General features: G+C 63.1%; 11 protein-coding genes. 6 read left to right on the top strand and 5 right to left on the bottom strand.

Going from position 1 to position 11,790, the window contains the following annotated elements; translation table 11 throughout:
* Window positions 1–53: 53 nt before the first annotated feature.
* Window positions 54–1,298, bottom strand: coding sequence for an AAA family ATPase (locus tag Q9316_RS09435; protein ID WP_306034917.1), 1,245 nt, complete (start codon window positions 1,296–1,298; stop codon window positions 54–56).
* 249 nt (window positions 1,299–1,547) lie between these two features.
* Here Q9316_RS09435 and thrS point away from each other — a divergent pair, with 249 nt between their 5' ends.
* Both thrS and Q9316_RS09425 read left to right on the top strand, forming a co-directional pair.
* Window positions 1,548–3,518: a threonine--tRNA ligase gene (thrS, locus tag Q9316_RS09430; protein WP_306034916.1), complete on the top strand. Its 1,971-nt coding sequence runs from the start codon at window positions 1,548–1,550 to the stop codon at window positions 3,516–3,518.
* Window positions 3,519–3,592: 74 nt separating this feature from the next.
* On the top strand, window positions 3,593–4,429 hold the full coding sequence (locus Q9316_RS09425) for a lysophospholipid acyltransferase family protein (RefSeq protein WP_306034915.1): 837 nt from the start codon (window positions 3,593–3,595) through the stop codon (window positions 4,427–4,429).
* Here the strand turns inward: Q9316_RS09425 and Q9316_RS09420 are convergent.
* Window positions 4,426–5,412: a hypothetical protein gene (locus Q9316_RS09420; protein ID WP_371877997.1), complete on the bottom strand. Its 987-nt coding sequence runs from the start codon at window positions 5,410–5,412 to the stop codon at window positions 4,426–4,428. The genes Q9316_RS09425 and Q9316_RS09420 overlap by 4 nt on opposite strands.
* 105 nt (window positions 5,413–5,517) lie before the next feature.
* Between Q9316_RS09420 and Q9316_RS09415 the strand changes: the two genes are divergently transcribed.
* The 3 genes from Q9316_RS09415 (at window position 5,518) to Q9316_RS09405 (ending at window position 7,932) form a co-directional block, all read left to right on the top strand.
* The gene (locus Q9316_RS09415; RefSeq protein WP_306034913.1) at window positions 5,518–6,102 is read left to right on the top strand and encodes a nitroreductase family protein; all 585 of its coding nucleotides are present in this window, start codon (window positions 5,518–5,520) and stop codon (window positions 6,100–6,102) included.
* Window positions 6,103–6,106: 4 nt separating this feature from the next.
* Window positions 6,107–6,712, top strand: coding sequence for a flavin reductase family protein (locus tag Q9316_RS09410; protein ID WP_306035259.1), 606 nt, complete (start codon window positions 6,107–6,109; stop codon window positions 6,710–6,712).
* Window positions 6,713–6,804: 92 nt separating this feature from the next.
* Window positions 6,805–7,932: a DUF2336 domain-containing protein gene (locus Q9316_RS09405; RefSeq protein WP_306034912.1), complete on the top strand. Its 1,128-nt coding sequence runs from the start codon at window positions 6,805–6,807 to the stop codon at window positions 7,930–7,932.
* A gap of 104 nt (window positions 7,933–8,036) precedes the next feature.
* On the opposite strand, the gene Q9316_RS09400 is transcribed toward Q9316_RS09405, so the two are convergent.
* The 3 genes from Q9316_RS09400 to Q9316_RS09390 form a co-directional block, all read right to left on the bottom strand.
* Window positions 8,037–8,468 (bottom strand): hypothetical protein, encoded by a 432-nt coding sequence (locus Q9316_RS09400; RefSeq protein ID WP_306034911.1) that lies wholly within the window; start codon window positions 8,466–8,468, stop codon window positions 8,037–8,039.
* A 71-nt stretch (window positions 8,469–8,539) separates the two neighbouring features.
* The gene (parE, locus tag Q9316_RS09395; RefSeq protein ID WP_306034910.1) at window positions 8,540–10,603 is read right to left on the bottom strand and encodes a DNA topoisomerase IV subunit B; all 2,064 of its coding nucleotides are present in this window, start codon (window positions 10,601–10,603) and stop codon (window positions 8,540–8,542) included.
* A 99-nt stretch (window positions 10,604–10,702) separates the two neighbouring features.
* Complete coding sequence (locus Q9316_RS09390; protein WP_306034909.1) at window positions 10,703–10,828, bottom strand: hypothetical protein; 126 nt, start codon at window positions 10,826–10,828, stop codon at window positions 10,703–10,705.
* Here Q9316_RS09390 and Q9316_RS09385 point away from each other — a divergent pair.
* A complete protein-coding gene (locus tag Q9316_RS09385) occupies window positions 10,827–11,711 on the top strand; it encodes an alpha/beta hydrolase (protein ID WP_306034908.1) in 885 nt (294 codons plus the stop codon). The two genes, Q9316_RS09390 and Q9316_RS09385, sit on opposite strands and share 2 nt — an antisense overlap.
* The last annotated feature ends 79 nt before the right edge of the window (window positions 11,712–11,790 follow it).

Below are 11,790 nucleotides of genomic sequence, written 5' to 3'. Positions count from 1 at the left end.
CCGGGACCTCCAGCCAGCAACAAAGAACACCCGTATCTACCACGCCGACGAGCTCAGGCATTTTCGTCCTGTTCCTTAATAAAGCTTTCAATCTTTCCCTGTGCGGCTAGCTGACCAAGGCTTCCGTCAGCAACCAAACGTGCAAGGTGAGGAAGATCATTCAAAATAGTTATCTCGCTGGCGCCAGTCGTAATGTTGCGAGTTGCAACTGCTACCGATCGCAGGACACCTGGCGGAAGAGCATCAAGCAGCGCAACGTTGTGAGTCGTAATAAGAAGGTCAATCTTGCGTTCAGTTCCGATTTCGCGGATGGCAGATAGAAGATCGACCGCACGCGATGGATGCAAACCGTTGTCAATCTCCTCCACGACAATAAGAGATCCCTCCGGTTGCGTGAGAAGTGCAACAATAACGGAGATAAATCGCAAAGTGCCGTCAGACATTCCCCTGGCGTCCATCTCCAAAGCAGATTTTTCGTTCCACCTTTCTGTGCAGTATAACATCGCGTCTACGTGATGTCTGTCCACTGTCTCTGCCCAAACACGCGTTATATCTTTTTCAGGTATCTTTGCTGCGTACTTAGAAATGGTTGCTTCTACTTTTTCTTTTCTATCTTTCGGTAGAGCAGATAGCACACCAGCAATATTTGATCCGTCTCTGAAAAGTTTCTCCGATGGCCTGGAGTAAGTTCTCATGGATGCTGGGTTTGGATCTAAAATAAAAATTGAACGTATACTTGATATAACGTGCTTAACTCCAACATCTATTTCTTCTCTAAGTTCATAGATTTCCAATTGAGATAAAATTGACAGGTTTCTGCGCATGGGGCGCTTCGTGCCAGATTTCGTATTATATAATCGCGCCATAATTCCGGGTGCGCCAATATCTGGGTCATCTGTCCAAAAAAGCCTTAATCTTCTTTCGGATTGTCCCTGATATTTTATTCTTACAAGTTCTTCACTTTCAAGTTCAGCACTATTTCCTTCTACTGCAATGGAAATGCTATACTCGTAATCAGTCTTTTCATCTTCGCCACTGGCAATTACGGTTATTTTAAATGTTTTTCCTTGTTCAAAAGTTGCCCATTCCAGTCCGCCGCGTATGTTTACAGTATTAGAATCGCCTACAATTGCCGAGTTGATATCTGCTGCAGCCGAAACACGGGATAAGAACTCTAATGCATCGAGAGCATTGGATTTTCCACTAGCATTTGTACCAATTAGCACCGTTAATTGATCAAATGGAATGGATGCTAATTTATAGCTTTTCCAATCTTGGATTTTTATTTCTCTGATCATGGAAATCTCAAAAAAACGAGTTAACACAAGGTGTGCTTTTCGCTGCCTGAATCTCGCACGTTGCGATTTCCCGACATGCATACTTAATGCTGGCAACAATAGAAAGTCCGCATAGCATTTGCTAACGATTCTCTCCCTTCCAATCCCCCCGATTTCCCCGTATACCGCACGCGCTACGCGCCGGCGCATCCGGCCTTTACCCTCGCATACCACCCGCATTCGTTGGCGGGACTGGATAGGAGATTCCTTATGTCTGCACCTGTTTCCCTGACTTTTCCCGATGGCTCCGTCCGCGAATATCCCGCGGGCTCGACGGGGCGTGATGTGGCCGAGGCGATTTCCAAGTCGCTGGCCAAGAAGGCGATCGCGATTGCGCTCGACGGCGAGCTGCGCGATCTCTCCGATCCCGTTTCCAACGGGCGGATCGAGATCGTCACCCGCGAGGATGAGCGCGCGCTGGAACTGATCCGCCACGACGCCGCCCATGTGATGGCCGAGGCCGTGCAGGAGCTTTGGCCCGGCACGCAGGTCACCATCGGCCCGGTCATCGACAACGGCTTCTACTACGACTTCGCCAAGGACGAGCCCTTCACGCCCGACGATCTGCCTGTCATCGAAAAGCGCATGAAGGAGATCATCCAGCGCAACAAGCCGTTCACCAAGGAAATCTGGTCGCGCGACAAGGCGAAGGAGGTGTTCTCCGCCAAGGGCGAGGCCTACAAGGTCGAACTGGTCGATGCGATCCCGGCGGGGCAGGACCTCAAGATCTACTACCAGGGCGACTGGTTCGACCTGTGTCGCGGGCCGCACATGGCCGCGACCGGCCAGATCGGCACGGCCTTCAAGCTGATGAAGGTCGCCGGCGCCTATTGGCGCGGCGATTCGAACAATCCCATGCTGACGCGCATCTACGGCACCGCCTGGCGCACGCAGGAGGAGCTCGACACCTATCTCAACATCCTCGCCGAGGCCGAGAAGCGCGACCATCGCCGGCTCGGGCGCGAGATGGACCTCTTCCATTTCCAGGAGGAAGGGCCGGGCGTCGTCTTCTGGCACGGCAAGGGCTGGCGCATGTTCCAGACGCTCGTCGCCTATATGCGTCGGCGTCTCGCGGGCACCTATGAGGAGGTGAACGCGCCGCAGGTGCTCGACAAGTCGCTCTGGGAGACCTCCGGCCACTGGGGCTGGTATCGCGACAATATGTTCAAGGTGACCGTCGCCGGCGACGAGACCGACGACGAGCGCGTCTTCGCGCTGAAGCCGATGAACTGCCCGGGCCATGTGCAGATCTTCAAGCATGGCTTGAAGTCCTATCGCGAACTGCCTGTCCGCCTTGCGGAATTCGGCAACGTGCATCGCTACGAACCCTCGGGCGCGCTGCACGGCCTGATGCGCGTGCGCGGCTTCACGCAGGACGATGCGCATGTCTTCTGCACCGACGAGCAGATGGCGGCGGAATGCCTGCGCATCAACGACCTCATCCTCTCGGTCTACAAGGATTTCGGCTTCGAGGAGATCACCATCAAGCTCTCCACCCGGCCGGACAAGCGCGTCGGCTCGGACGATCTCTGGGATCGCGCCGAGGGCGTGATGACGGAGGTGCTGAACACGATCCAGCAGCAGTCGAACAACATCAAGACGGGCATCCTGCCGGGCGAGGGCGCGTTCTACGGGCCGAAGTTCGAATACACGCTGAAGGACGCCATCGGCCGCGAATGGCAATGCGGCACGACGCAGGTCGACTTCAACCTGCCGGAGCGGTTCGGCGCCTTCTACATCGACCAGGCCTCGGAAAAGCGCCAGCCGGTGATGATCCACCGCGCCATCTGCGGCTCGATGGAGCGTTTCCTCGGCATTCTCATCGAGAACTTCGCCGGCCACATGCCGCTGTGGATCGCGCCGATGCAGGTGGTCGTGGCGACCATCACCTCCGAGGCGGACGACTATGCCCGCGAGGTGGCCGACAAGCTGCGCGAGGCCGGCATGACCGTCGAGGTCGACGTGCGCAACGAGAAGATCAACTACAAGGTCCGCGAGCATTCGGTGACCAAGGTGCCGGTCATCATCGTCTGCGGCAAGCGCGAGGCGGAGGAACGCTCCGTCAACATCCGCCGCCTCGGTTCGCAGAACCAGACGGCGATGTCGCTGGACGAGGCGATCGAGACGCTGTCGCTCGAAGCCATGCCGCCGGATTTGAAGCGCAAGCTCGGCAAGGCCTGACGGCCGTCGCGACTGTCTGAAAACTGTAATGATCCCGTGCTAGCCAGTGCGGGATCTTTATTTTGGGGACTGCCGTGCGGTTCAGGGAACTGTCCTACGCCAACGAGAACGACCCGCGCCTCAAACGATGGTTCATCCGCTCCATGGAAGGCCTTGCCGGGCGTGACCGCTACGCGCGGCTCTACGCCACCTGGCGCACCTCCATCGTCGGAACCAGCGCGCGGGTCTTCGGCGACATGCTCGACCTCATCGACGTGCGCCTTCGCGTCGAGGGCGCCTGGCCGCCGCCGGACCTGCCGGAAGGCCCGGTCGTCATCGTCGCCAACCATCCGTTCGGCATCGGCGACGGCATCGCGGTGCTGGCGCTCGCCGAGCAGCTCGGCCGGCCGTTCAAGGTGCTGATCCATAACGACCTGCTGAAAGTGCCGGAAATGCGGCCCTATGCGCTGCCGGTTTCCTTCGAGGAGACGAAGGAGGCGCTGGCACTCAACATGAGGACGCGGGCCGAGGCGGTGCGGCTCTTGAAGGAGGGCACGACGGTGATCGTGTTTCCGGCGGGCGGCGTGGCGACGGCGAAGAAGGTCTTCGGCCGGGCGGAGGACCTGCCGTGGAAGATGTTTCCGGCAAAGCTCATCCAGGCGGCGCAGGCGAGCGTCATCCCGGTCTATTTCGAGGGGCAGAACGGGCGGCTCTTCCACCTTGCCAGCAAGGTCTCGCTGACGCTGCGGCTGTCGCTGCTGATCCGCGAGTTCCGCCGGCTGTCCGGCTCGACCATCGCGGCGCGCATCGGCGGCGTCATCCCCTGGGCGGCGCTGGATGCGGGCGACCGCAAGAACATCACGGCGCGCCTCTACGAGGCCGTCTTCGCCATGGCGCCGGGGCGCAAGCCGTTTCTTCGCAGGGCGGGCTAGTCGACGACGTCCTCGGCGGCGGCCTTCTGCTCGTTCGCCTTCTCGTCGAGCAGCACCTCGACATCGGTATTGACGCCGGCCTTCACCTGGAAGTCGCGCTGGTAGATCTTGTTCTTGTTGCGGGCGATGGCGATGTAGCTGCCTTCCGCCAGAACCAGCGTGGGGAAGGCGCCGACGCTTTCGGAGACCGTATCGCCCGAGGAGGTGAGGATCGACCAGGCGGTATCGGCGATCGCCTCGCCGCCGGGCTCGGAGACGAGCTTGAGCGTCAGCTTGGCGGCGCGGTGCTGGATCGTCGCGCGCGTCAGCTTGCCGGCCTCGACCTGGATGTCGGCGCGGATGACGGCGTTGACCGTGCCGTAGTCGGACACGACATGGTAGGTGCCGGCATTGAGGCGCACGACGGAATTCGGCTTCACCTTGTCCATGACGAGGTTGCGCTCGCCGTCCTCGCGCACTTCCGCGGCATAGACGGAAAAGCTCAGCTCCTTCGGCGGGATGCGCACGTCGGAGCCCGACACGGCGTTCAGCATGATGCCGCCGGCATCGAGCACCATTACCTGCTTGTCGACAGTGCCTTCGCCGGGCACCACGAGCTTCTTTGTGGCGCCGGCCCGGCCGAAGGCGACATTGACGAAATATTCGCCGGGCACGAGCTGGAAGGCCGCCGAGCCGCCCTCGGAGGTGGCGAGCAGCGGCAGCTTGCCGTCGGCGCCGGGGATGGGCGAGAAGACGCGCCAGGTCAGGCCGTGCTGCATCGGCTGGCCGTCCTTGGTCAGCAGCGCCTCGCAGGTGACGTCGCGCAGGTTGGTCGGCGTCGCCTCGCCGGTGATGATGGGGTTGAAGGAGGTGATCTTGCCGCCCTTCAGCGGCGTGGTGGCCTGCGAAAAGCTCTCAACGGTATCCTGCGCGCCGGCCGGTGCGAACGACAAGGCAAGGCTCGCCGCGGCGAGGCTTGCGGCAATGGCGGGGCGAATACGCATGCGCATGGAATGGTTGACTTCCTGACTGTAAGGCTCCACTTGAAGACCCGGCTAATGGCATTTTCAAGGCCGCGTCCGCGGCCAAGGTATTGGAACTCCCTCCCGATGAAAACCGAAATCAAGCTGATCGATTATCTTTCGACCCGCCGGTCGATCCCTGCCTTCCAGATGGGCGAGCCCGGCCCCTCGAAGGAGGAGGTGGAGGAGATGCTGACGCTCGCCTCGCGCGTGCCCGATCACGGCAAGCTCGCCCCTTGGCGCTTCATCGTCTATCGCGGCGAGGAGCGCCGGCGCATCAGCGAAGCACTGGCGAAGATCGCGATGGCCGACAAGCCGGACCTTTCCGACGAGATGGTTAAGGTGGAGAACACGCGACTTACCCGCGCGCCGGTGGTGGTCGCCGTCGTCAGCCGCGCCGCGCCGCATTTCAAGATCCCGGAATGGGAGCAGGTGATGTCCGCCGGCGCCGTCTGCCTCAACCTCGTCATGGCGGCGAACGCGCATGGCTTTGCCTCGAACTGGCTGACCGAATGGTACGCCTTCGACCAGCGCGCCTATGCGATCCTCGGCGTCGGCGAAGGCGAGAAAGTCGCCGGCTTCATCCATATCGGAACGCCCACCGTGCCGCCGACCGAACGGCCGCGCCCGGAGCTTTCCGAAATCGTCACATGGGTGGGCGATGACGCCTGACGCGCTGTTCTACGAGACGGGCGCGAATGCCCACGGCCTGAAGCACGATCCGTTCAAGGCGATCGTCGCGCCGCGTCCGATCGGGTGGATCGGTACGAAAGCGGCGGACGGGCGGCGGAACCTATCGCCCTACTCGTTCTTCAACGCGGTCAGCGACAGGCCAAAGCTCGTAATGTTCTCCTCGAGCGGGCACAAGGACAGTGTGACGAACATCGAGGAAACCGGCGTCTTCACCTGCTCGCTGGCGAGCCGGCATCTGGCGTCTCAGATGAATGCAAGCTCGGTCGCCGTGCCGCATGGGGTCGACGAGTTCGACATCGCCAAGCTGACGGCAGTCACCGGCCGTCTCGTCGATGCGCCCTATGTGGGCGAAGCCTATGCCGCGCTGGAATGCCGGATGACGCAGATCCTGCGGCCGGTCGATGTCGACGGGCGCGAATCGGGCAACTGGGTGGTGTTCGGCCAGGTCGTCGGCATCCATATCAGCCCGGAGATCATCCGCGACGGACTGCTCGACATGGCGGTCGCCCGCCCGCTCGGGCGGATGGGCTATATGGACTACAGCGATGGCGGGGCGGATGTCTTCGCCATGATGCGCCCGAAAGCGTAATCACCAGCGGGTTAACGGACATGGTGAACCAATCTTAAACACTTTGGCGCTAGCCTGATGCCAGTAGCGTTTTCAGGCGTTTGGGGCGTCCATTGATCGTTCATGCATTTCTCCGTTGGGTCGAGACCGCGCGGGCCGCCGACAGGGCGAAGGCCGCCAGCGTTCTGGCGCGGGCTTACGCCCGGTCGCGGATCGCGGCCGAGGACCGGCATGCGGCCGAAATGGCGATGATCTTCCTGCTCGACGATCCGGCCCCGAAGGTGCGGCTGGCGCTGGCCGAGGCGTTGGCCGATTGCGAGGATGCGCCGCGCGCCGTCATCCTGCCGCTTGCCGAGGACCAGCCGGAAATCGCCGCTCACATCCTCCTGCGTTCGTCGCTGCTGACCGATGCCGACCTCGTGGATATTGCCGCCAAGGGCAGTGACGTGACGCGCATGCTGATCGCGCATCGCGCCTTCGTCTCGCGGCCCGTTTCGGCGGCGCTCGCGGAAATCGGCGATGTGGCCGACGTGCTCGTCCTGCTCGAAAACGAGGGCGCCGCAATCTCCCGCCGCAGCCTGACGCGCATTGCCGACCGGCTCGGCCACGACGCGGAAATCCGTGCGCTGCTGCTCGACCGCGACGACCTGCCGAGCGATGCGCGCCATGCGCTCGTCGAGAAGATCGGTACGGCGCTGGCGGGCTTCGGGCTCATCCAGGCGGCCGTCGGCTCCGGCCGCGTCGAACGCATCACGCGCGAAGCCTGCGATGTCGCGACGATCGGCATGGTGGGAGAGGTGACGGCCGCGGAGATGCCGGCGCTGGTCGAGCATCTGCGGCTCACCGGACGGCTGACGCCGGTCTTCCTCATGCATGCGCTCTGCACCGGCCGCGTCGAGTTCTTCGCCGCCGCCATCACCAATCTTTCGGGGCAGGCGACGACGCGCGTCCGCTCCATCCTGTCCGACGGCCGCGAGGCGGCAGTGAGAGCGCTTTATGAGACGGCCGGCCTCGGTCGCGATATCAGCGCGCTCTTCGCCGAGGCGACGATGCTCTGGCGGCGCGAGGCGAAGAGCGGGGACGACCTGCTCTCGGTTTCCGAGCGCCTGCTCTCCCGCGCGCGGCAGACCGGCAACGCGTCCTGCCAGTCCATGCTGGAACTGGTCGAGCGGCTTGCCATCGCCGAGCAGCGCCAGACGGCGCGCAGCTATGCGCTCATCGCCTCGCGGGAAGCGGCCTGACAGGACTTTTCCTCGTCATGGTCGGGCGTGAAGCATGGATCCTCGGGTCAAGCCCGAGGATGACGTCGGGGGTGGTTTGAAGCTGTTCCCAACCAGGCCCAGCCCTAGTTTGCGAAGCGCTTCACGACCCAGGAATAGCCGTCCTCGGCATAACGCACCGGCGTGGTGACGGCGGCCTTGAGGGAGGCGGCGTCGGGGATCGCTTTCTTGACGAAGCTCAGCGTGCGGGCGGCAAGGCCCCGCTTTTCCTCCGGCGTTTCGACCGGGACCGGAACGCCTGCCTGAGCCGTGGTGTCGGCCGGGGTCTTTTCCGGATCGGGTTCCGTCACCTCGGCCGTCATGCGGTCGCCGGAGCTTTCGCAGACGGCAACGATGACGGGATAGTTCTTGTTCTGGTGACGGTTGATATAGGTCTCGGCCTGCGCGTCGCAGAGCGCCACAGTTTGCCAGCTCTGGTTGGCTGTGTCGATGTAATGGCACTGGGTCGCGCTGTCGTCGCAGCCCATGATCGTCATGACGATGAGCGCAGCTTTCATGGCCGTCCCTTCCGCTTCGAATGGCCCCGTTTAGAGGCCGGCAATGCCGCGAAAATAAGGCGTATGATCCCTCAGATGTCGAGGTTGTCGGCGAAGACGGCGCGCTCCTGGATGAAGCGGAAGCGGGCTTCCGGCTTGGTCCCCATCAGGTCGTCGACGGCCGTGCGGGTGCCCTCGAAATCGACGTCGTCGATCGCTACCTTGAGCAGCGTGCGCTTGGTGGGATCCATCGTCGTTTCCTTGAGCTGCGCCGGCAGCATCTCGCCGAGACCCTTGAAGCGGCCGATCTCGACCTTGCCGCGGCCGGAAAACTCCGTGCGCATCAGCTCCTCGCGGTGCTGGTCGTCGCGCGCATAGAGCGTCTTGCCGCCCTGGCTGATGCGGTAGAGCGGCGGCACGGCGAGATAGAGATGGCCGCCGCGGATGAGGTCCGGCATCTCCTGATAGAAGAAGGTGATGAGCAGCGAGGCGATATGCGCGCCGTCGACGTCCGCATCGGTCATCACGACGACGCGCTCGTAACGAAGATCCTCCTCGCGGTATTTCGCGCGTGTGCCGCAGCCGAGCGCCTGCACGAGATCGGAAATCTGCTGGTTGGCGCCGAGCTTCTCGCGGCCGGCGCTGGCGACGTTGAGGATCTTTCCGCGCAGCGGCAGGATCGCCTGGTTGGCGCGGTTGCGCGCCTGCTTGGCCGAGCCGCCGGCCGAATCGCCCTCGACGATGAAGAGTTCGGCGCCCTCGGCGGAGTTCTGCGAGCAGTCGGCAAGCTTGCCGGGAAGCCGAAGCTTGCGCACGGCCGTCTTGCGGCTGACTTCCTTCTCCTTGCGGCGGCGCAGGCGCTCTTCCGCGCGCTCTATCACCCATTCCAGCAGCTTGGCCGCCTCGCCGGGATTGTCGGCAAGGTAGTGGTCGAAGGGATCGCGCAGGGCGTTCTCGACGATGCGCTGGGCCTCGACGGAGGCGAGCTTGTCCTTCGTCTGGCCGACGAATTCCGGCTCGCGGATGAAGACGGAGAGCATGCCGACGGCCGAGATCATCACGTCGTCGGTGGTGATGGCCGCGGCGCGCTTGTTCTGCGTCAGCTCGGCATAGTTCTTGAGGCCCTTGGTGAGGGCGATGCGCAGGCCCGCCTCATGCGTGCCGCCATCGGCCGTCGGGATGGTGTTGCAATAGGAATGGATCAGCGAATCGCCGCCGTACCAGGTGACGGCCCATTCCAGCGAACCGTGGCCGCCGGCCTTCTCGCTCTTGCCGGCGAAGATCTCGCGGGTGACGGTATAGTCCTTGCCGAGGGTGGCCTGCAGGTAGTCCTTCAGGCCGCCGGGGAAGTGGAAGACGGCCTTTTCCGGCGTCTCCGATCCCTCGGGCAGCAAGGACGGATCGCAGTTCCAGCGGATTTCCACGCCGCCGAACAGATAGGCCTTGGAGCGGGCCATGCGGAAGACGCGGGCCGGATCGAATCGAGCATGCGCGCCGAAGATTTCCGGATCGGGATGGAAGCGCACCTTCGTGCCGCGGCGGTTGTGCACGTCGCCGAGCTCTTCGAGGCCGCCGACCGGCTTGCCGCGCGAAAAGCGCTGGCGATAAAGCTTCTTGTTGCGCGCGACCTCGACTTCGAGATGGTCGGAGAGGGCGTTGACGACCGAGACGCCGACGCCGTGCAGGCCGCCGGAGGTCTCGTAGGCCTTGCCGTCGAACTTGCCGCCGGCGTGCAGCACGGTGAGGATGACTTCGAGCGTCGATTTTCCCGGCATCTGCGGGTGGTTTTCCACCGGGATGCCGCGGCCGTTGTCGGTGACGGTCAGGAAGCCGTCCGCGTCGAGGCTTACCTCGATGAAATTGGCGTGGCCGGCCACCGCCTCGTCCATCGAGTTGTCGATGACTTCGGCGAAGAGGTGGTGCAGCGCCTTTTCGTCCGTGCCGCCGATATACATGCCCGGACGCATGCGCACCGGCTCCAGGCCCTCCAGAACGCGGATCGCCGAGGCGTCGTAGCCGCCGGTGCCTTCGCTCGGCGGGGCAGGGCGCGCCTCGCGGGCGGGGGCGGCCGTCACGGGCTTTTCCTCCGGCGCGGCGGTTTGCCGGACGGGTTCGGAAGGCATATTGGCGAAAAGGTCGTTGTTGTCGTCTTGCATGGGCCGTTCAGAGTTTGTTCCGTTTGCCGGTTCTTCCCGCCGATCCGTCGGGATCGGGAGCATGGCACAAATAGGTCGTCGTCTAATCACTGGGGCGAATCACTGGCGACTCTGCCAGATTCCGTGGGTTTTCGCGATGCCGGGACGCGCGATACCGATGGCGGAGGATTGCGTTGCGCGCGGGCGGATGGCAAGTATCGCCACCGCAAGGGAGCGCCAGTTCATGCCTCAGTCCACAGTTCATTGCTTTTACCGGCTGGTTTTCGCCGCGATCTTCGCCGGCCTTGCCGCGCAGGACGCCGCGGCGCTGACGCTGAAGCCCTGGAAGGATGAGCTGTTCGGCTACGGCCAGGTGGTCGAGACCAGCGACGGCGAGGCGCTGCGCGTGGTCGATTACCAGGAGTTGCGCGACATCAACGGGCGCGACCAGGTGCCGGAGCGGCGGGTGAAGTCCGCCTATGTCTCGACGGCGGTGAAGAGGGCCCAGGCGAACGTGACGATCGACACGCCCGCCGGCCCAATCGACGTCGCCATGACCGGCAAGGGCGAGGGGGCCGCCTTCACCGTCATCTTCATCCACGGCCGCGGCGGCGACCGGCGGCTCGGCAGCAACGACTGGAGCTTCGGGGGCAATTTCAACCGGCTGAAGAACCTCGCCGTGCAGAACGGCGGCGTCTACTACGCGCCGAGCGTGCCCTCCTTCGACGATGCCGGCGCGGCGCGCGTTTCCGGCCTCATCCTCACCGCCAAGGCGCTTTCCCCGAAGGCGCCGGTCATCCTCGCCTGCGCCTCGATGGGCAGCTTCATCTGCGCGCGCGTGGTGCGCGATGCGACCGCCGTGAAGAGCCTTTCGGGCATGGTGCTGATGGGCGGGGCGGCGGATGGCGACTATGCGAAGACGCCGGCCTTCAAGGCGAAACTGCCGGTGTTCTTCACCCATGGCGACAGCGACAGCGTCTATGCCGCCAACGACCAGATCGCCGTTTTCCGCAGGCTGCGCAAGGCGGGTGTGCCGACGCGTTTCGTGCTGTTCCAGACCGGCGGGCACGGCACGCCCGTGCGCATGACCGACTGGCGCGAGACGCTCAACTGGCTGTTTGCCCGGTAGCGAGGGCGGGGAGCGCCGCTTTTCCTGTTTTCTTGGCGGCGCCGATTTGCTACGCCCCATGCCGACCGATATTCGTGGA

It is taken from the genome of Shinella zoogloeoides, from assembly GCF_030733845.1.
Classification (GTDB): domain Bacteria; phylum Pseudomonadota; class Alphaproteobacteria; order Rhizobiales; family Rhizobiaceae; genus Shinella; species Shinella zoogloeoides_C.
This window is presented reverse-complemented; position numbering and strand designations above follow the sequence as displayed.